Source organism: Alteromonas sp. LMIT006, assembly GCF_024300645.1.
Classification (GTDB): domain Bacteria; phylum Pseudomonadota; class Gammaproteobacteria; order Enterobacterales; family Alteromonadaceae; genus Opacimonas; species Opacimonas immobilis.
In genome coordinates, this window is record NZ_CP101291.1 from 819,425 (window position 1) to 840,123 (window position 20,699).

At 41.9% G+C, this 20,699-nt stretch carries 14 protein-coding genes, 1 tRNA gene and 2 pseudogenes; 9 read left to right on the top strand and 8 right to left on the bottom strand.

What is annotated here, in order from left to right; translation table 11 throughout:
- Positions 1 to 11 precede the first annotated feature (11 nt).
- Both rsmC and trmB read right to left on the bottom strand, forming a co-directional pair.
- Positions 12 to 1,025: a 16S rRNA (guanine(1207)-N(2))-methyltransferase RsmC gene (gene rsmC / locus NLG07_RS03865; protein ID WP_254856389.1), complete on the bottom strand. Its 1,014-nt coding sequence runs from the start codon at positions 1,023 to 1,025 to the stop codon at positions 12 to 14.
- Positions 1,026 to 1,742 carry a tRNA (guanosine(46)-N7)-methyltransferase TrmB gene (gene trmB, locus NLG07_RS03870; RefSeq protein ID WP_254856390.1) on the bottom strand — a complete coding sequence of 239 codons (717 nt, stop codon included), beginning with the start codon at positions 1,740 to 1,742 and terminating at the stop codon, positions 1,026 to 1,028.
- 85 nt (positions 1,743 to 1,827) lie between these two features.
- Between trmB and mutY the strand changes: the two genes are divergently transcribed.
- The 4 genes from mutY to NLG07_RS03890 all read left to right on the top strand — a co-directional run bounded on the left by mutY (position 1,828) and on the right by NLG07_RS03890 (position 4,356).
- A complete protein-coding gene (mutY, locus tag NLG07_RS03875) occupies positions 1,828 to 2,898 on the top strand; it encodes an A/G-specific adenine glycosylase (protein ID WP_254856391.1) in 1,071 nt (356 codons plus the stop codon).
- A gap of 34 nt (positions 2,899 to 2,932) precedes the next feature.
- Positions 2,933 to 3,205, top strand: coding sequence for an oxidative damage protection protein (locus NLG07_RS03880; RefSeq protein ID WP_254856392.1), 273 nt, complete (start codon positions 2,933 to 2,935; stop codon positions 3,203 to 3,205).
- 156 nt (positions 3,206 to 3,361) lie between these two features.
- Positions 3,362 to 3,437, top strand: a tRNA-Phe gene (locus tag NLG07_RS03885).
- 268 nt (positions 3,438 to 3,705) lie between these two features.
- On the top strand, positions 3,706 to 4,356 hold the full coding sequence (locus NLG07_RS03890; protein WP_254856393.1) for a hypothetical protein: 651 nt from the start codon (positions 3,706 to 3,708) through the stop codon (positions 4,354 to 4,356).
- 139 nt (positions 4,357 to 4,495) lie between these two features.
- Here NLG07_RS03890 and NLG07_RS03895 read toward each other — a convergent pair whose 3' ends face one another.
- A complete protein-coding gene (locus NLG07_RS03895) occupies positions 4,496 to 5,791 on the bottom strand; it encodes a primase-helicase family protein (RefSeq protein ID WP_254856394.1) in 1,296 nt (431 codons plus the stop codon).
- Between the two features lie 490 nt (positions 5,792 to 6,281).
- Here NLG07_RS03895 and NLG07_RS03900 point away from each other — a divergent pair, with 490 nt between their 5' ends.
- Positions 6,282 to 11,225 (top strand): M4 family metallopeptidase, encoded by a 4,944-nt coding sequence (locus NLG07_RS03900; protein WP_254856395.1) that lies wholly within the window; start codon positions 6,282 to 6,284, stop codon positions 11,223 to 11,225.
- Between the two features lie 334 nt (positions 11,226 to 11,559).
- Positions 11,560 to 11,757 (top strand): annotated as a pseudogene (locus tag NLG07_RS11900) (hypothetical protein); the annotation flags it as partial.
- A 29-nt stretch (positions 11,758 to 11,786) separates the two neighbouring features.
- Here the strand turns inward: NLG07_RS11900 and NLG07_RS03905 are convergent.
- The 3 genes and pseudogenes from NLG07_RS03905 to NLG07_RS03915 all read right to left on the bottom strand — a co-directional run bounded on the left by NLG07_RS03905 (position 11,787) and on the right by NLG07_RS03915 (position 14,970).
- The gene (locus tag NLG07_RS03905) at positions 11,787 to 13,268 is read right to left on the bottom strand and encodes a hypothetical protein (protein ID WP_254856396.1); all 1,482 of its coding nucleotides are present in this window, start codon (positions 13,266 to 13,268) and stop codon (positions 11,787 to 11,789) included.
- Between the two features lie 423 nt (positions 13,269 to 13,691).
- Positions 13,692 to 14,291, bottom strand: a pseudogene (locus NLG07_RS03910) (IS3 family transposase); the annotation flags it as partial.
- Positions 14,292 to 14,349: 58 nt separating this feature from the next.
- On the bottom strand, positions 14,350 to 14,970 hold the full coding sequence (locus tag NLG07_RS03915; RefSeq protein ID WP_136249857.1) for a TetR/AcrR family transcriptional regulator: 621 nt from the start codon (positions 14,968 to 14,970) through the stop codon (positions 14,350 to 14,352).
- A gap of 208 nt (positions 14,971 to 15,178) precedes the next feature.
- Between NLG07_RS03915 and NLG07_RS03920 the strand changes: the two genes are divergently transcribed.
- Both NLG07_RS03920 and NLG07_RS03925 read left to right on the top strand, forming a co-directional pair.
- Positions 15,179 to 16,252 (top strand): efflux RND transporter periplasmic adaptor subunit, encoded by a 1,074-nt coding sequence (locus tag NLG07_RS03920; RefSeq protein ID WP_254856798.1) that lies wholly within the window; start codon positions 15,179 to 15,181, stop codon positions 16,250 to 16,252.
- A 3-nt stretch (positions 16,253 to 16,255) separates the two neighbouring features.
- Positions 16,256 to 19,297, top strand: coding sequence for an efflux RND transporter permease subunit (locus tag NLG07_RS03925; protein WP_116369200.1), 3,042 nt, complete (start codon positions 16,256 to 16,258; stop codon positions 19,295 to 19,297).
- Between the two features lie 92 nt (positions 19,298 to 19,389).
- Here the strand turns inward: NLG07_RS03925 and NLG07_RS03930 are convergent, their stop codons facing one another.
- Positions 19,390 to 19,569 (bottom strand): HPP family protein, encoded by a 180-nt coding sequence (locus NLG07_RS03930; RefSeq protein WP_254856799.1) that lies wholly within the window; start codon positions 19,567 to 19,569, stop codon positions 19,390 to 19,392.
- A gap of 379 nt (positions 19,570 to 19,948) precedes the next feature.
- On the opposite strand from NLG07_RS03930, the gene NLG07_RS03935 reads away from it, so the two are divergent.
- Positions 19,949 to 20,212 (top strand): hypothetical protein, encoded by a 264-nt coding sequence (locus NLG07_RS03935; protein ID WP_254856397.1) that lies wholly within the window; start codon positions 19,949 to 19,951, stop codon positions 20,210 to 20,212.
- An 86-nt stretch (positions 20,213 to 20,298) separates the two neighbouring features.
- Here NLG07_RS03935 and NLG07_RS03940 read toward each other — a convergent pair whose 3' ends face one another.
- Entirely contained in the window at positions 20,299 to 20,697 is a 399-nt protein-coding gene (locus NLG07_RS03940) for a hypothetical protein (protein ID WP_254856877.1), read from the bottom strand.
- Between the last annotated feature and the right edge of the window lie 2 nt (positions 20,698 to 20,699).

The window sequence follows — 20,699 nt, forward strand, 5'->3', positions numbered from 1 at the left end:
TTCCATTTCCATTACCGCTTTATACTAGCATAAACTGAGAATTTATTGTTTTGTGCAATCGTTTGCACATTGCCAAAACATGCTTCAAGTATGTCTGGATAGGGCAAGAAACGATTGGCAACAATTCGTAACTCGCCACCTTTTGCTAGGTGTTGCTGACTTTGTTCGATGAACTTATCGGCAATGCCGTAATCGGTTTTAACCCCTGTGTGGAAGGGTGGATTAGAAATAATGTGTTGAAACTGTCCTTCGACTTTGGCAAGACCATTGCTAGCGATAACCTGAGCCTGAATATTATTGAGTTGTAGAGTCCGTTGCGCCGTCTCGATCGCAATAGCGCTATTGTCGCATAGTGTCATTGTCGCATTAGGCATGGTTTGCTTGATATAGGTGCCGATTACGCCTGCACCGCAGGCAAAATCTAATATTTTCCCTGACATTTTGTTAGGTAAGTTGCGCAACAAAAACTCAGACCCTTCATCAATACGAGCTTGACTGAATACGCCGGGCAAACCCGCAACACGCCACGAGTGGTCCCCTAATGTGTAGGTTTGAACGCTGAGATAATCTTGCATGGCAAATGGTGAGATGTCGTCTTTGACTACGCCAACTAGTAAAGCACAATGCTTGGCTGAGTCTACTTTATTGACACTGGAACAAAACGGCGCAAGCACTTTATCCGCACTTTTGATACCTTCCTTGTTATGTCCAACCAAGGCAATGTGTTGGCCTGATGCTAACAAAGAGGCGACTTTGTGAAGGATACATTGCAGTTGGATTTTGTTTTTTGGCATATAGACAATAGCACCAGTGAGCTCTGCAAAAGTGGCTTCAGGTTCTGGATAGGCGCCAAATATTTCGTTTTCTACACCTTGCTTATGATGATCTATAGTCTGTTGCCAGCTGACGTATTCAGTTGGAAACTCGCTTAAAATAGCTCGCTCTGGCGCGTTGACAAGTAACCATTTACCATGAGTAAACAGTTCAGCGTTGCGCACAATAACTTGGCTTTGTGGTGCTAGCATTTAAATTGCCTCAAACACCAAATCCCACACCCCATGACCAAGCTTTTGGCCACGGACTTCAAATTTAGTGGTGGGTCGGTAATCCGGTCGCTCAACATATGTGCTCGTCGGACTGGTATTGCGATAGTTGGTTTGCGCTTGCATCACTTCAAGCATGTGCTCAGCGTAAGGCTCCCAATCCGTTGCCATGTGTAAGGTGCCACCTTTGGCTAGTCGAGCATGGACATTTTGTGCAAATTCGGTTTGAACAATGCGGCGTTTGTGATGGCGTTTTTTGTGCCATGGATCCGGAAAATACAACTGTAATCTGTGCAAGGAATGTTCAGGAATGCATTTTGCTAATATTTCAATAGCGTCATGCTCGAACACTCTGAGGTTAGTTAGTCCCAACTCACCGGCATCCATCAAGCAAGCTCCTACACCAGGGCGATGTACTTCAATGCCGATGAAGTTCAGTTCGGGGGCGTTTTTCGCCATCTCTACCAATGACTTACCCATTCCGAAACCAATTTCGACCACGACAGGATTATCGTTACCAAAGACGGATTTAAAATCCAGCATACCCATTGTGACGTCTAAACCCATGGTTGGCCAGAACTCTTTTAAAGCCGCACCTTGGCCCTTGGTTAAACGTCCTTCGCGTTTGACGAAGCTCTTGACTTCGCTGATGTAGACACCGGCTGCTTCGGCTTCTTCGCGTGTTTGAAAACGACCCATTGAATATCTCTTGTGTGCTTTTTGCGGAATATATGCGTATTATCCTGCTTAGAGCAACGAATGTAAAATAATAAGAGGTGAGGCGTTGGCCTTTGACTTTGCCCAAACCGTGTTAGCTTGGTATGACAAACACGGACGAAAAACCCTGCCATGGCAGCAACACATCACCCCCTATCGGGTGTGGATCAGTGAAATCATGCTGCAGCAAACCCAAGTGACCACAGTCATTCCGTATTACGAGCGCTTTATGCAGTCTTTCCCCGATGTTGTAGCTTTGGCCAATGCATCGCAAGAGGATGTACTGCATCATTGGACTGGATTGGGGTATTACGCAAGGGCGCGTAATTTACACAAGGCTGCGCAGATGGTGCGTGACCAGCACAATGGTGAGTTCCCTGAGTCGTTTGCTGAGGTGTTGGCGTTACCGGGGATTGGGCGATCCACAGCTGGTGCGATATTGGCGATCAGCATGGGCCAGCGTCATGCGATTTTGGATGGTAATGTCAAACGGGTATTAGCACGCTTTTTTGCGGTGGATGGCTGGCCAGGATTAAGAGCGGTCGAAGAGCAGTTATGGGGATTTGCAGAATCGCTAACGCCAAATGAGCGCTTGCCCGCTTACACACAAGTGATGATGGATTTGGGGGCGACGGTCTGCACTCGTTCCAAACCACGCTGTGATCGTTGTCCAATACAGGATCATTGCTTGGCTTATGCCCAAGGTCGCATGACTGAGTTACCAGCGCGTAAACCGAAAAAAGACAAACCCGAAAAATACACTCATGTATTTGTACCGGTACACAAAGGCCGGGTCTTGATGCACAAGCGACCTGAATCTGGTATTTGGGGAGGACTGTGGTGGTTTGATTCACCTGATGGATTTACTGAGAAGCGTTTAGCGCAGCCCCAATGTAGTGATTACTTGTCACGCGAGGGACTGAAAGCACAAACGAGTGAATTATTGCCGAGCATACGCCATACGTTTAGTCATTTTCATCTAAACATTCAGCCTATATTGGTGCATGTATCGAGTATTATTGAAGTCGCCGAACCCGATTCGGGCAAAATATGGGTGGATTGGCATGAGCCTGAGCAAATTGGCCTTTGTGCGCCGGCAGTGACTATATTAGAATACTTAAGGACACATTTTTCATAGTCAGTAGATGACAGTACAAAGTTAAGGACTAGATATGACTCGCATGGTGCAGTGTGCACGCTTGGGCGTAGAGGCGCCGGGATTGGATTTTCAACTTTATCCTGGTGAGATCGGTAAACGTATTTTTGACACGATTTCAAAAGAAGCGTTTGCTGAATGGCAAAAAAAACAAACTATGCTCATCAATGAGCACAAGTTAAACATGATGGAGCCTGAGGCGCGTAAATTCCTTGAAGAGCAAATGGTTGGTTATTTGTTTGAAGGCAAAGAGCCAGATATTGAAGGGTATACACCGCCAAGTAAGTAAATATTTAGATGTCTTGAGCATTAAGTTTGTTCTTTTTGCTCACTTCATCAGCAAATGACAAATAAATGGATAAAAAAGGTTGACTTGCACCGTAAAAAGCCTTTTAATACGCACCCTCGAAACGCAAGTTTCAGCACAACGCTTACAGCATTTTGTGCCTCGATAGCTCAGTTGGTAGAGCAGCGGATTGAAAATCCGCGTGTCCCTGGTTCGATCCCGGGTCGAGGCACCATTTTCTTTCTCGAGCCACTCAAAACATCAGTAAAATCAACAGTCTCACGCCTACTAAGTTTTTAGGTTACTGTACTTTTGTACCAAAATACAACCTTTTTGTACCAGATTTTGTACCACATAAATTACTTGCAGGGGGCGGGGAGGGGTAACAGTCATTATACCAGTAATTGGTGCTTCATAAATTTACTAGAAGGTAATTTAAGAAAAAGGCTCATAGACAACAATAAAGACATCTTGTAATCTGGAATCGGATTGGAGAGTTTTACATGAAAAACACAAAGCTAATTTTAGTACTATCTGTTTGTTTATTCACGGTCGGATGCTCATCGACAATCAAACGAGTGCAAAACAACATCCAACACAAGAAAAACCTAGAAAACATTGTACAAAGATTTACTTATAAGTATGAAGGCCAATGCCGTAAAGAAGCCTATCAGTATTACCCTGTTGCAATGGTTACGACAACACAAACAAAAAATAAGCCTACAAACTATTACAAGTCTCCGAAAACAGCTACTTGTACATCGATGGGTAATCAAGTGACGTGTAGAGATACTACAATAGATTTATCACCAATGGTTGATGCTTATGGTGGATATGGCAAAACCACAACTAGCACATATGATGCAAATGCAAGTGGTAGGAATGGATATGTTAAGTCATGTGTACAAGATGCCTTGAAACAGGATGATAGCTTTATTAGCGCTGTACGTTATGAGAAAAATAGGCATAGTAAGGCACAAAATAAGGTTAATAACTCGCAGACATACAAACGTTCTATAACAAACAACGGTGAGTTGAAGTTAAGTCATGCGTCCTACGCAACTGGCAGGCTAGTTTGTTATTATGGCGAATATCAAGAAGAGTATGTACCAGAGCGTCCAACCTGTCCGAAAACAATGCGGTTTAAGCCATAGATGCGTAAAAATTCAATAAAAAGGTCAGGCTAATGGCTTTAAAATCCAATAAAATCAAATGCTTATGCGATTTCTAATAATGTAAAAGCAGGATATGCAGCCTAACTGGCACACACACCTGCTTTATCTGCAGTGACTATTATTTGATATACGAAACTTCTGATGCTTTCTGATAATCAAACTCTTCCGCATCTACATGCCTTATCGCCCACCCCTGGTAATGATGGTTATCCTTAAAAAGCGTGTATCCTTTCCTCACTAAAAGTCTTTTACACTGGGCTAATGAATAGCATGATAATTTAGCATTTTTACCCATAGATAGTTCCCTAAGATCGATAACGTTGAGTCCGACTTCATTTGCAATGTGGGTCATTCTATTTTCGTCAATCAGTTCCTTAAAGTGCTTAGGTAAAAATATAATCTTGTCTTCATTTGCCTCAAGGAAGCTTTCCACCTCAATGATGTCAGCCTTAGTTGCTAATCCCATCGCAAGCCTTTTTTCGTCTGTTTCTGGAGGACGGTCACCGATAGCCATATCTTCAATTAAAGATGAACTATTTAGGTAATAGGCTATAGATTCTAGCCCACCATTATCAAGGTACTCATAAAATGTATCAAAGTAAGAACTGTCCTTAGGTTGCATAAATTTAACGTAGTACCTCCGATCATCCTTTTCTAGGTGTGTAGGAGCGTTATTCGATAGCATTATTATGTTTGCTGGGATTTCAAAATTGCTAAATCCTTTACCCTTTAAGTCACTATTCAACTTTGCGTTTGAGATAAGGCTCTTTAGTTTATTTGCTAACTCGCTTCCGATACTTATGTCTATCTCGTCGATTACTAGAATTGTTGCTGTAAGTAACTCAACAACGTTCATGCTTTTAAACTTGCTCTGATCCGCAACAATCTTAACAGCACTATCACCAAATATTTTACGGATTATGTACGCTAGAGTACCTTTGCCACACCCCTGAGGGCCATAAATATAAAGTGCAGTTGGAGGCTTCTCTAATGGTTTCTGATACTGCCAAGCAAGCCACTTAATTATGTATTTAGCACTTTCTTCGCCAAATGCAGAATTCATGAAATCTAGGAAAGGTTTTAACGGCGAGGCTTGTTCAGGTTTGATCTCTGGTTCTCGCCAAGAATTCTTGAAATGATGATCACCTTCTTTTATCACCCGATTACGACCAGGTCTGTATAAGGTAAGGTTTGTCAGTGAATGCCAGTAGGTATATGGAATTGTTCTAAGTTCAATCCTATGAGGCTCAAAGCATCTTTCAACCATCCACTCATATACATTATAAACTGTAAGACCATCAATATCAGAAACAACATCATAAAACCTAATTCCATTTCCAATGCCTGCGCCTTGGATGAAAAACCTTTGCTTTGCTTCTCGCTTTATTGCGAATTCACTCTTCTTTTTTGACATTTTAGACTCCGATACTTTGGGAGTAGCTAGACTAATATATTTTGGAAGTGAACATATATCCCATTCTCATTAACACTGAAGGATCTTTTGTTGAATGTACTACGTTTTTAGTGTTTTTTATGTTTTTCGATTATTCCGGGGAGTTTGTAGGTAGTCAGGTCATGACTATTTTGAACCAAAGTTTACATGGCGTCTCTGTTGGAGACTTGTGCTTCGAACATAGCATGAACAGCGCGTGGTTCTGGAGCTAGCGCTCTAAGCTTGCGGCATAGACCCCTCGATGATGAAGCGGCTCAAAGAGATAGAAGCCGAGAATAAGGGTTTAAGGACAATGCTACTAAATGTGCCGACTCCCGAGTTAACTTGTTGCTACTGGCGCAAATATTGATGTAAAAACTATGGATATAAGTGAAAAGTGACTAAGAAAAAGGCTTAGATTATTTTTCTATGTGATTTGTTACTATAAAGTTGCAAAATTAAAGGATTTATTATGGCTCTTTCTAAAATAATAGGTTTGATTTCGGGAATTGCACTATCTGCATTGCTCTTAGTGACCTTGTATTCACATGATGATGAACAAGATAAAGCGGCTTATATCGCACAGCAAATGATGCAAAAGGCTGCGGAGCAATTAAAATACAGTTCACGTAGCCCTAATCAAGAACCAGAAGTTCAATTCAAATCAGACTTAAATAATCTAGACAGCTCAAATAACAAGCAAACAGACATAAAAGAGCTTGAGCAAAATTTTAAAGATGCATTTGTTAGAGTTCGGTCAAATACGAAAGAGGAAAAAAGTCGTTTACCAAAAGAGAAATTAGATGCGCTAAATGAATTAGATAAAAAATTTGGCGCAGATAAATCTACAACTTATACAGTCAATAACGCTGGTCAGTTATCAGGTATTTACCCTTCTTATAAACAATCATTCAGTGATGCCGATCAATTTATTGATGAATTAAACGATTTATTAGATACAAACGAACATTCAACACTAACTAAAACAAAAGAAGAATGCGCAAAAAACGGTCACTGTGTAAGTCGTTATCAGAGAAAAGTATTTGATTATCCAGTTTTGGAAAATGATTTCGTTGTAAGTTTGAATAATGGGAAAGTTGTTTCAGCAATGGGGGTTATGTCTAAACCCAACATAAATTATGAATACTTAAAAAACAGCGATACATTAAACGATAATGAAATAGAAATATTGCTACAAAATAAATTTGGTGAGCAGTATGTTTTAGAGAAAAATGCTGTTTATGGAATTTATGACGCTAAAGTATCAGCAATACCTGCGTATCAAGCATCTATTTCTAGTGGCTCTGAAGGTTATGATGTCATTATTAATGCGAGAAACCACCAAATTGTCAGTGAAGTGCCTCATGTATTGCATGTTAATGCTCAAGGGCAGGACTTAGAAGGAAATACTTACCGATTTGAAGCAGCAAGTGACGGGTCTCGATACTATATGCAAGATGGTCGTTTTCCGCTAGACAGTTATACCACCTTATTTGATTTACAGGGGGCACTTTATCCTCAACAAGAGCTAAATTATGTTACTTCAAATAGTTTGACTTCAGGATGGGACCCTTCTGCGGTGTCCGTGTTGTCACACTTCGACAGCCTTATTACACTCTTTAGAAAAGATTATAATTATGAATTCGAGACAGCGAACGGAAGACCGGTTTATATATATGTTAATGAAGGTCAAGAAAACGCAACCGCAAACGCTAACATTTTTAAATTTGGGAGGTCTGCAAATCTAAATTATGCAAATGCTAGAGATGTTGTTGGACATGAGTTGACTCATGCAATCATTATGGCGACTAGCAACCTGAAATACGCCAACCAATCTGGAGCACTTAATGAATCGTTTGCAGATTTATTTGGCACATTGGCTTCTGATGACGGAAACTGGCTTTTAGGTGAGGATGCTCGTTATGACGGTGGTTACTTAAGAAACATGAAAAATCCAGGTGATGATAACGTTATAGGTTTTGCTCAGCCGTCGCATTTTAAACAGTATGTATACAATGGTAGCGTACATAGAAACTCTGGTATACCGAATCGCTTTTTCTACCTTGTCGCTGAGGGCAATGTTAACAATAGGATTGGGAGAACTAAAACTGGAGTGATCGCGTTTGATGTATTACGTTCATTAAATAGATACGCGAGTTTTATCGACTTTTATCAGGCTATGAAAGCGCAGGCATCTACGCGTTACGGCACAGATAGTGATGAAGTGTCTGCCATTGTAGAAGCCGGGCAAAAAATTGGCTTCGAGTCTCAAGGTGTCAGCAAAAACGAGGTAAGCACAAACCAACTTGCACCAAGTATAAACGCAACCTTATTTTTAAATTATAACTACCTTTTTGGGACCTATAATTTGAACATGCAGCTGTTTAACTCAAATAACCGCACATATGACAGCGATTCTGTTTTGACTCTTTCTTATTTAGCAAATAACGCTAGGCCTGCAGCGGGTGTTTTTTCTAATGGAGAGGAATCTGAGCTTGCAGTTCTGTATAAATCTTTCGATGGATCGATTGGTTACGTGTTTTACAATTCAGAGACTGGTTATGGACAAGACACCTTTTTAGATAGTAATGCAGCGGCTAATTTCAATAAAATATCGGTTGATAGACAATATAAAAGTATGGCGAGCAGTCTAACTGGCGATAACCAAAATCAAATTCTATTGTTAGATACGGAAAGTTTTGAGATTAACACCGTTGGTCCAACTGGTCCGTCTTATACACAAGCTGAGAGTGGTTTTCCAGTTGAAATAGTTGATGTTGTGGAATTTGATTCAACCGGTCGCTACTTGGCGTTTGATTATTTATCTTCAACTCCAGATGGTCAAACGTTTTGGTCTATCGGTATTTTGGAGATAGAGACAGGCTTTATTAGTTACCCGTTTTCAAGATTACCCACAAACATCTCTGTAGGTAATCCAACATTTAGTAACATTAATAGTGAAATTATTATTTTTGATGCATTGTTTAGCGAAACAAATCAAAGTGCCGTATATGCCTTAAATACTCGAACAGGTAGTGTTTCCGCTATTACAGAAACAAACATTAGCGATACAAGTGGACATTTAGCCTATCCATCATTTACGCAAAACGATAATGCCGCTATTTTTGCATTAAAAGTAGGAAATGGTATTGATGATCAATACCTGGTTAGTATTGGGCTAGACGAGAATTATGAAGGCATTGAAGGTAGCTATGAGTATCTTAACCCTGTAACTCCTGCAAAATACATTAGAACTATTCCAATTGATATTTACCAAGACACACTAACACTGACACAAAACAGAACCACGTTTGATTTTGGGGATGTTACATCGGAACAATCAGGTGAAATTTGCCTTACCAATGAATCAACCCATCCTATTGAAATCAATGAGGTGAGGCATGATGCAGGAGTTTCTTTAAGTGCATTACCTAGCTATTACAGCGGAGGAGAAGAAGTTTGTGCGCCTGTTACTGTAAAAATAGAAGAATTGCCTTTAGGCTTGTTTAATCTTAACGCTGAATTAGATCACAATGGCACAAGTCAGCCTATTATTTTAACATTTACAGGAAATAAACTATCTGATTTTGACAATGACGGCATTCCAGATGCGACTGACCATGATGATGATAATGATGGCACAGCTGATGTGGATGATGCCTTCCCGTTTGATGCAACTGAAACCAAAGACACTGACAACGATGGCATTGGTAACAACGCTGATACCGACGATGACGATGACGGCCTGAGTGACGAAGTCGAGATTGCAAACGGCCTAGATCCATTAAATGCGTCAGATGCCAATGCAGATAACGATAATGATGGTGTATCAAACGCGATTGAAATCGCTAATGGCACCAATCTATCGGTAGATGAGTTCCCGCCTGAATTCAGAAGTTTGGGCGGTCCTATTACCGTTGTTGCAACGGGTGAATTAACCCAAATTAATAGCGTCACCCCGCCTTTGGCGTTCGATAATGGCGTAAGAATGAATGTTATTTCCTCTCATTCGGGAGGCTTTCCAGTTGGTGTCACCACCATAACATATACGGCAACGGATAAAGCAGGTAACAGTGCTACCGCAGAGCGTATGATTACTGTCATCCCCTATATCAGCGCTGGTGCAGATAAAACGGTGGCCGAAGGCCAAACCATCGATATACGGTTAACATTGAATGCAGAAGCATTGACATACCCCGTTACGGGTACGCTGATCCTATCTGGTACGGCAGTAAATGGTGAAGATTACACCGTTTCAACCAGTGACGTGATGATTGAAGAAGGAACCGAACAAACCGTTCAATTCACAATCCTAGACGATGGCTTGGGTGATAATAATGAAACCCTTAGAATCACGTTTGATAATTTAGTGAATGCTGGGACCAGAGCGCTTGAAAGTACTGATTTAGCGATCAGCGAAGACAATTTACCACCTACCCTTACCATGTCTGTGTCTCAAAACGACATCGTGTCACGCACAGTCAATAAATCCACCATAGTGTACATCTATGTGGAAGCAAACGATCCAAATGGGATGACTGAGCTGCCTTTGACTTTCAGCGGGATAAACGGCTTGGTAAGAGAATCTGGCTATGACTTAAGTTTTAACCCAATCAATTTAGATGCTGGCGTTTATGAGTTGTTGGTTGGTGTTCGAGACGATCAATACTCGGTAGAAAAGAGTCTCATCATCAATATATTGGATGGTACGACCTCTCGAACTGCGCAAGATGCGGACTCGGATAACGATGGCATTGCCGATAGTGTTGATACAATTAGGCAACCTAATATACAGGCCGTTGGTAATGGTTTTGCAACTGCTCAGGAAGGTGTCACGCTTGCGCTAGGTTTGCAAGCAATGAGCGCAGGCAATACAGGCATCGTTATGACTGAGTCGCAAATAGGAGAAGATCTGCAATTTGATTACTCGTTGATTATGGATTTCATGCTATCTGGGTTGGATAACGGCGCAAGCTATGAGCTTGTTATACCGCTATCAGAATCACTTCCGGGAAATGCAGTATACCGCAAAAATAATGGCACTCGTTGGTTGGATTTTGTGATCAACGCAAACAATGCTGTGTTCAGTGCCAATACAACCGGTGATTGTACTGATTTAGCAGAAAATGAATGGGTGTCTGGTCTGAATACTGGGGCTAATTGCTTGAAACTGCTCATCGAAGACGGTGGTCCGAACGACATGGACGGACGTGTGAATGGACAAGTACAAGATCCGTCTGGCATTGCCACGCCAATCAGCACGAATACCAACACAAATACGAACACCAACACTAATACCAATAGTGGCGGTAATAGCTCTAACGGAGACAGTGGAGGTAGTGTGAGTATCTGGTGGTTGTTGCTGTTGTTAGTTATTTTTAAACGCAACCTTATGGTGAAAAGTGGAGTTGTTTAAAATGAAAGAACAATGTCGAGCTGAATTTTGATTATGACAACATGAAGCCTATGGACAAAATCAATGCAAAGCGCCCCAAGCAGATAAGTGGAATATTGAAAAAGACCTAATGACAGCGCATCATCAATGTTTAATGCCGCACATAAACAAAGCAATAAGCTGAACACGGATAATAAGAAAGTGCTTCAAGCTTATAACTTACGTCAACCTCCAAAAGCCTAAGTGTTTCACTTTGGCAAAGGGTCACAATATACCAGCAAAAATTATCGTTAACAGTTAGCTGATTAATGGTATTGGTGCTAGTATGGGCGATGTTTGAGCTTGTTGGAATAATGGTATTGTACAGAGGTTCTTCGGCAATTTAAAACATGATTGGTTACTGAAAGTGCCACAGACAACTCGTGGGCATATGAGAAATGATGTGGCAGAGTATATGCGCTATTATCGCTTAGAACGACTTCATACAGCTAACTGTGATCATATTTATCTATTGGTAATTCTTGTGCTTGATACCCATTTATACAATAATTGACTAATAGTATTAAGTTGCTATACAGCCTCTCACATCACTCTTAACATACTGTTTAGTTCCACTACATTATCCACAGGAGTATCTAGTAGATGCTTATGGATAATCCTACTTGTATCTCTTAGTCCGACGATGAAATCACTTTCAGCTAGACTTTCAGAACCATAATGCAACATATGTCTACTTACTCCAGCTTTACCAGCTCCCCATCCAGCAATTAGCGCAACACTCTTAGAGTCGACATTGCAACTATTAGCGTTTGCTGCCAATGAATGTCTTAAACAATGACCAGTGAAGGTGTGTGTGCTATGTGGAAGGGCTTTGGCAATGAAGCGCTTGATGTAGACGTAATGATTGCCGTTAGAAGTCTTATGACACCATGCTATAGTCTGTTCAATGTGCTGCTTGATAAACTCTAATGCAAAGACGATTGGAACCACTCTGGCTCTAGCAGTCGTTTTACCCTTGGGGATCACGATATGAGGTATGTCTGATGCCAAACCACTTAAGACATCCTCAACATTTAAAGAACTCACCTCACTTGGCATAACGCCGCCTTGTAAATACAACAGACACAGACATGCGCTAAATGATTGCAGGTTTTGACCTTCCTGCTCGGTACAGTAGCGAACCAGCTCAAGTTGTTCCGTTTTATTAAGTGGATATCTTGTTTTTGCGTCTTGACCGACAATCTCAGGTTTAATCAGATTCCAGTTCAGTTTCCACTTGCGCTTGATGTAATTCAGGATGCGGAATAAGTCTGTCACCTCCCTCTTAATTGTGTTTCTACTCAAAGGGGTTCCTTTAGCAGTGGTGTGCTTAAGACGTTCATCTCTATAAGAATCAAGGCTCCAATTGATTAGCTCTGCAGTACCTGTTGAACACAAGTGATCACCGAGGTATTTGTAAAACCTATTCCAGTTGGTGATGCAGTCACGTCTACTTTTAGCCGTAAGCGTATCTTTTTTATCCTCTAGATAGGTTTTGAGTATTTCTGAAGTATGTTGCTGCTCTAGCTTGGAAGCATCAAGTAAAGCCTGCCATGCTAGGCTAGTCGCTTTGTCATGGAAGGATTCAGTATCTTGTTGATAGGCCTGATATGCCTCCTCAATGTCTGGTATGAGCTCGTCAGCTTTCTCTGCCGCAGATTTGTAGATACTGTGGGTGTATTGATGATTCTCGTCAAACTGTGGCTCGCCACGCTCTTCATAGTCCTTAAGAAGACCTGGCGTAAGCTTTTGAGAGCGAAGTATCTTTTTGGCTGCAGCGATAAGCTGTGAATGACTTGCGTCGTCAGGATCTTGTGTTTTACAGAACTGTATCAGCTGTTCATAATCTTTGGACAGCTCGAGATATTTCTCGTCAAAATCCAGCTGTGATGTTGCTGAAACATGAAGTTTCATTGGAGCAACATACCGAGTTTTATTTGCTATTGCTTGATATTGTTGCGGTATTCCTCGTGTATAGTAATACAGATCATTTTTGACTGTAACGTACTTTTTCTTGAATGACATAACTCACCTCCAATGTCTAAGGCATTTGTACCATGTTTTGTACCACATGGTGTAGGACATTGGCGTTAACGTCTGATTTTTAAGTGTTTTTTGTGTTTGTTATATCCCGGGTCGAGGCACCATTCTCCTCTCAAGCCACCATTTAATCACAGTATTTATGCGACTTTTATCGCCTAGACTATCAAAACGCTACCAGTTTGGCTACCACATTGATTTATTTATTACCCAGTGATTTTCTTGTAGGGGGCGGGGAGGGGTAACATCACTTCTATTGTTTATAGGTGCTTCTCAAATTTACAAGAAGGTAATTTAGGAAAAGGGCTTATAGACACTAAGGCTGATATCTTGTAGTGTAAATTAGGATTGGGAGATTGTAATGAATAAATTTCCAATAGCACTGCTGTTTGAATCGCCACCAGTAATCTAGACACTTCCCAGCCTTTCTTGGTAACGGTTTTCATACTCTACTGGTGACAGCAGATTATTGGAACCATGTTTTCTTTTGCAGTTATAAAACATCTCGATGTATTCAAAGATATCGCTTCTGGCATCGTCTCTTGTTGAGTAGATTTTTCGCTTGATGCGTTCACGTTTCAGTAGTTGGAAGAAACTCTCAGCAACAGCATTGTCGTGACAGTTTCCTCGTCTGCTCATGCTACCTTCCAGGCCATTAGCTTTGAGGAATGCTTGCCAATCATGGCTGGTGTACTGGCTTCCCTGGTCGGAATGCACCATCACTTGTTGTTTAGGATTACGCCGCCAGACAGCCATCAGCAGCGCATTCAGCACAATGTCTTTGGTAATGCGTGACTGCATTGACCAGCCAATCACTTTGCGTGAGAACAAATCCACGACCACTGCCAGATATAACCAACCTTCGTGAGTGCGGATATGTGTAATATCCGTTACCCAGGCTTCATCTGGCGCCGTAGGATTAAACTGACGCTGCAACCGGTTGGGAACAACAATGTGACTCTCACCACCACGATGACGTGGCCTGCGATAGCCCACCTGAGCCTTCAGATCTTCTGAGCATTACTTCAAACAGCTACGTATGATAATAGATTCCCCGTTTAACACGCTATTTACTCTCTATTGCATATCGACTCAAAATTAGTGCAACAATGTTCTTGGCAATATTCTTTTTAGCCTCGTCACTTAGCGCATCTTCAATTTTAAAAAGCTGTGGCCAGAAACACTGCCCTTTTACCAAACTGTCTATTTCATTCACCACGTATTTAACATCATCAAAAGCCAATCTGCCATCAGCCTTTGCATCATTGAGCCATCGATGCATGGCCGTTTCCTGAGCTTTTAACTGCGCTACTTCGTCTTTGAGTTTATCAGGTTCATAAAAGAAGTAGCCAATCGCTACACGGGCTAAATCAAGATGACTTTCACTTACCATAAACTCGATGTCTTTGAGAATGATGCTTTGCAGCTGTGTATCGAGAGGTTCGTTAGGTAAGTAATGCGCTGTGATATTCATTATGGCACTTTGCCACTGCTCGGTGACAAGATGCATAACTAAATCTTCTTTCGTAGAAAAGTGATTATACACAGTACGCTTAGACACATTAGCCAACTCAGCAAGCTTATCCATGCTAGTACCTTTCACGCCAAATTCTTGAAACGCTTGCGTCGCTGCTTGAATAATCGCTTCGCGTTTTAAGTCGCTAAGGGTTCGTGTATTGCCAGCCATTGGTCTACTATCTTAATCATATAAAACTTCTTTTTACACCGACCAGTTTACTTTTCAATGCAGATGAACCATAATGCACTCGCCAGTTTACTTTTGTATTAGCATACTATAAGGCGCACAATGTTTGCAACGTAGGTTGTTTTTAAATGCAACGATACTGGTTATCTATGTTCAACATATTACTAATGGATGGCATACGACTATGTCCTTGAAACACTACTCACATACTCTAGCGCTAAGTCTCTTTTCTATTTCTATTTTTATTTTCACCGCTTGCTCACCTGAAAAAGCTCAGCAGCAACAATCGGAGGTAGTGCGGCATGTGAAGTTTGCTGAAGTCTCACCTATTCCCAATTTTGACGAATTTACGTTTCCTGCCGTCGTATCTGCTGTGAAAACTGTTGATTTGAGTTTTGAAGTCTCTGGCCGATTAATACAAACCGATTTAGTTACCGGCAGTGATATCACTAAAGGCAAGCTGCTTGCCACAATAGAAAGAAAGCCCTTTGAGCGCAGAGTTGAAGAGTCTAAAACCAGATTAGAACAAGCAAAACGAGAACTCGATAGAATTGAAAAAATGTTCGCACAAAATTTGGTATCTCAAAGCGCACTGGATTCGGCAAAAACATCCTATGAATTATCTGTTATTGACCTTAAAAACGCAGAACAAGACTTAAGTTATACTCGGCTTTACGCGCCATTTGATGCGAAAGTATCCCAACGTCTTGTAGAAAATAACAGTTTTGTAAAATCAGGGACTGCTATCGCCCGTTTGCAAGATGTGTCGAAAATCTACTTTAATATCAATGTGCCAGAGCGCTTACTTACCGCCAACATAGGGCGTGGCATTAAGCAAGCGAGTGCCACATTGGCGACAAACCGCAGTCAGTGGTACCCAGTAACTTATGTTGAGCATTCCACACAACCGGACCCCGTATCTCAAACCTACGAAGTAGTATTCGCCATGGAGCCTCGAAAAGAATTACCACTCACTCCTGGTGCTCGAGCAGTGGTTAAAGTAAGCCTTCAAGGTAGTTTATATTCCGACGGCTTAGTCGTGCCAGTGAAAGCACTAGTCGGTGATGAGAACGATGGCTTTGCCGTTTGGGTACTTGATGACAGTCTACAAACAGTGAAACAACACAGCGTTGATGTCAAACATATCGAGGGGGATATTGCTGTAGTAGAAGGGCCAATTTCACTTGGTCAAAAGGTGGTTGCCGCTGGAGCAGCACAAATGCGAGAAAACATGAAAGTGCTTCCGTATAAGGGAGAAAAATAAACCATGGATATCGCCCGCTTTTCAATCGACAAACCCGTAAATGTTTGGCTGATGGTCATCATACTGCTACTAGGTGGTGTGCTGGCTATGACCAAAATTGGTCGACTTGAAGACCCTGCTTTTACCATCAAACAAGTTAAGATATACACTGCTTATCCTGGCGCTAGCGCGGAAAAAGTTGAACGTGAAATCACAGAACGTTTAGAAATCGCTATTCAACAAATGCCCCAATTAAAAGAAGTGACTTCAATATCTTCTCCAGGGCGTTCTGAAATTACCGTAGAGGTAAAGAGTACTTACGATAGTGATGTGTTACCTCAAATTTGGGACGAATTGAGGAAGCGCCTTCACGACACCGCCAGTTCGCTGCCCACGGGCGCTCAAGACCCCGTAGTATTTGATGACTTCGGTGATGTTTATGGGCTTTATTACGCTCTCAGCGCTCCAGATTTCGACACCCATGAGTTACGTGAGTTTGCCCGAATTATTCGTCGAGATTTACTTACCACTGAAGGTGTGGCAAAGGTCAACGTAACCGGTATTCAAAAAGAGCAAATTGTTGCTTACATCAACCCATATCAACTCGCTGGGTTGGGTATTTCTTTCCCAGATTTGACCTCATTGTTCCAAGACAATCTTCGACCATTCAATGGTGGGCGCGTAAAGGTGGATGAAAAAAACGTGCGCTTGATTGTCAAGCGTGCACCAGACAGATTAGATGAAATTTCAAATCTATCACTGGTGATCCCTGGTACAAACCGTTCTTTGCGTGTTGCTGATGTTGCGACCTTAAAACTCGAACCTGCTGATATTCAGCCTGTATTAGTGCGATATAACGGTGCAGAAGCCCTTACGCTAAGTGTGTCAGCATTAACGGATGTGAACATCGTAGATGTCGGCGAGCGAGTAAATGCAAAAGTGGAGGCCCTGCTCAAACAACTTCCAGTTGGTATTACCCTGACTCCCATTTACGATCAAGCCTCAGTAGTTGATGATTCGGTGGACGGCTTTATCAATAACCTTGTGATGTCTGTGGCCGTGGTAACATTAACCTTGTGTTTATTCATGGGATGGCGCTCTGGGGTTGTGGTAGGCACTGTATTACTTGTTACCGTACTCGGTACCATCCTCATCATGTGGTTGATGGATATTCAGCTTCAGCGTATTTCATTAGGGGCAATGGTCATCGCCATGGGTATGCTGGTCGATAATGCAATAGTGGTAGCAGAAGGCATGATGCTGCGAATGGCAACAGGTGCCTCAGCAAAAGATGCAGCCAGCTTCATTGTTAAGCGCACACAATGGCCGTTATTAGGCGCAACCATAATAGGTATTGCCGCCTTCTCTGGCATTGGTTTATCTAACGATGCAACCGGCGAGTTCCTTTATTCATTGTTTGCCGTAGTGTTGGTTTCATTGATGATCAGCTGGATACTTGCCGTAACGTTGGTCCCCGTATTAGGCGCACATTTTTATCGCAAGGGCATGTCGCAATCACAAAGTGATGCGCCCTCCGCTGCACAACAGTGGTTTAAACACACACTTATCGGCGCACTGAAACTGCGTTGGGTAACCATTGCAGCACTCCTCGTTATTACCATTGTTGCCTATGGCAGTTTTGGTATGGTCAAACAAGGGTTCTTTCCACCATCAAATGCACCGGTATTTTTTGTGCACTATTGGGGGCCCCAAGACCGCGACATTCGCGCGACAGAGCAAATTGCCAAAGAAGCAGAGAAACGTATTTTAGCGCTGGATAATGTCAGTGCCGTAACCACATTTATTGGGCAAGGTGCTGATAGATTTACGCTGACATACGCGCCAAAAAGCGCTAATGAAAACTATGCATTCTTTATGGTCCGTGCCAGCGAATTAGAGCACATTCCTGCCATTCAACGTGCATTAACCAGCAAGCTAAGTGATTTGGATTTAGATGCCAATTTCTATATGGAGCGCATGCAATTTGGTCCAGGCTCAGGCGCTAAACTCGAAGCGCGTTTCTCAGGTCCAGATACTGAAGTGTTACGCCAACTAGCAGAAGAAGCCAAAGCCCGTTTATTTGAAGATGGTCAGGTGATTGATGTTCGTCATAACTGGCGAGAGAAAGGGTTTGCAATAAACACACAGTTCGACAACTACAATGCGGGAATTGCTGGGGTTTCGCATTCAGATTTTAGTCAAACCGTACAGTACGCAAGCAGTGGTGTGAAACTGGGCACCGTGCAAGATGGTGATTATGCCTATAATATCATGGCAAAAATGGGGAACGCCGATGACACGGCTCTTCAGTCTATTCGCGAGTCTCAAGTATGGTCTTCTCAGCAACGTCAGTATATTCCTTTTACCCAGGTATCACATGGCTTAGACCTTATGACTGAAGAGCTGCGCATTCATCGCAAAGATCGCCTGCGCACCATAACCGTTGAAGCAGAGCCTGGCGAACATGAAACCGCAGGCAAAGCGCTGGCGCGTATTCGCCCGTTAATTGAAGATATTGATTTGCCTGCGGGCTACAACCTTGAATGGGGTGGTGAGTTTGAAAGCGCTAGCGAAGCTCAACAGGCCTTAGGTGCAGGTTTACCCGCTGGTTTCTTAGTGATGTTCATTATCTCGGTGTTATTGTTTGGCCACGTACGCCAACCGCTTATTATATGGCTGGTTGTCCCCATGGCGGTAGTAGGTGTAGTCACGGGCTTGTTGTCTACTGATATGCCATTCGGCTTTATGTCGCTACTGGGCTTTTTGAGTTTATTCGGGATGCTGATTAAAAATGCCATAGTACTTATTGAAGAAATTGATCTTCAAATTGAAGAAGGATTGGCAATAAAAAGCGCCATCGTTGAAGCCACACTAAGCCGCGTCAGACCCGTAGCACTTGCGGCCGTGACAACTATATTGGGGATGGCTCCATTGTTGTTTGATGCTTTTTTTGCCGATATGGCTGTGACCATAATGGGCGGACTCACATTCGCGACAATTCTAACGCTTATTGCCGTTCCCGTTTTATATAGCCTGCTATTTAAAGTAAGTTATAGAAAAGCCTAGCAGCTTCTGAATAAATGTAACGTTAATTTGGCGCTTGCTCGATACGCTCTATCACCTTTGATAAAACGCTCGTCAAAGGTGCTAGCGCCATTTTAGCGTTTTGCTTCTACCCTTTTCTGCATAAACTTCATCACATTTCGCCACGACACTATACCCACTGGGTGATAATGTATGTCGACTATGGGTATGCACGATATCTTATTGTTATTGAACAATTCGATGGCAGTAAAAACGGAATCCTCCGGGGTTAAGGTGATGACTTCTCGGGTCATGATTTGATGGGCACGCTTATCTAAATGTTGCTCTGTCTCGCACTCGCTCACCAACGGTATCAATAAACGGACTTATCGCAATTTAAAGAAAAATGCAGAGGGCGAGTGTTTTACTAATACATCGTTCCAATCGACGGATTTCTCGTTTTTTAAAGGCACAGGCGGAATATGGTCGATAACGGGAACGCCATGTTTTTCCATACGTCGTCTGAATGCCAGTGCAGTTCGCTCTCCCGTTTGAGACTTATCTTTATCTACCCAGTTATGGATAGTGCGGACTTGTTTTGAGTGGATTACACAATGAATTCTATATATGTTAAATAGTGTGTAATTTTGACATTGTTAGTAAAAACTATCAGGAGGTTATATAGATTTGAGAGTGCTTTTAGTTATCCTATTTTTATGTTTTTCACCATTTTCTTATGCTGACGGCAACGAATTTTTATCTAAGTGTAAGAGTACTTTAGGATTATTAGACTTAGAATCGCCTGAGCGTGAGGAGAATTTTATTGTTGTCGGATATTGTCTAGGTAAAGTTCAAGGTGTGCGGGATATGAATTTTGTTTATGAAGTATTAAAGGGTAAAGATAATGTGTATTTCTGCATTCCGGAACAAGCGACTGTATCGCCACCAGTAATCTAGACACTTCTCAGTCGTTCTTCATATTGCTTTTCAAATTCTATCGGTGAAAGCATATTATTGGAACCATGTTTTCGTTTTTTGTTGTATCAAGCATCTAGTAGATGCGAGTTAATTGTAAGAGATGTTTTATAGAGCGCTTCAACAATCTCATTATTTTGCATGTCAGCCATTCCATAGCGAAGCATCCTCTCAGAAAGTCCTATTTGCTTTCCAGACCAGCCAGCAATGAGAGCGGCATCTGCTGGGTTAGCATTCGTACATACAGAATTGTGTTTAAATGAGTGTCGTAAACAATGTGCAGTTTGTCCTGGCATATGCGGAACAAGTTCAGCTAACATGATTTTCATTTGTCTAGAGCAATTATCAGTGCTGGTATTGTTTAGCCATTTGATAAGCTCATTGATGTTATCCCTAACAAATTGAAGCCCGACAGTTATTGGTATAACCCTCTTTCTTGCTTGTGTTTTAGTTTCTCGGTTAACCACTA

Excerpts from the sequence above, each read along its gene's own strand:
- NLG07_RS03895 (WP_254856394.1), bottom strand. The coding sequence starts at position 5,791 with ATGTCAAAAAAGAAGAGTGAATTCGCAATAAAGCGAGAAGCAAAGCAA.
- NLG07_RS03900 (WP_254856395.1), top strand. The coding sequence starts at position 6,282 with ATGGCTCTTTCTAAAATAATAGGTTTGATTTCGGGAATTGCACTATCT.
- NLG07_RS03925 (WP_116369200.1), top strand. The coding sequence starts at position 16,256 with ATGGATATCGCCCGCTTTTCAATCGACAAACCCGTAAATGTTTGGCTG.
- trmB (WP_254856390.1), bottom strand. The coding sequence starts at position 1,742 with ATGGGTCGTTTTCAAACACGCGAAGAAGCCGAAGCAGCCGGTGTCTAC.
- rsmC (WP_254856389.1), bottom strand. The coding sequence starts at position 1,025 with ATGCTAGCACCACAAAGCCAAGTTATTGTGCGCAACGCTGAACTGTTT.
- NLG07_RS03880 (WP_254856392.1), top strand. The coding sequence starts at position 2,933 with ATGACTCGCATGGTGCAGTGTGCACGCTTGGGCGTAGAGGCGCCGGGA.
- NLG07_RS03890 (WP_254856393.1), top strand. The coding sequence starts at position 3,706 with ATGAAAAACACAAAGCTAATTTTAGTACTATCTGTTTGTTTATTCACG.
- NLG07_RS03915 (WP_136249857.1), bottom strand. The coding sequence starts at position 14,970 with ATGGCTGGCAATACACGAACCCTTAGCGACTTAAAACGCGAAGCGATT.
- NLG07_RS03905 (WP_254856396.1), bottom strand. The coding sequence starts at position 13,268 with ATGTCATTCAAGAAAAAGTACGTTACAGTCAAAAATGATCTGTATTAC.
- NLG07_RS03930 (WP_254856799.1), bottom strand. The coding sequence starts at position 19,569 with ATGACCCGAGAAGTCATCACCTTAACCCCGGAGGATTCCGTTTTTACT.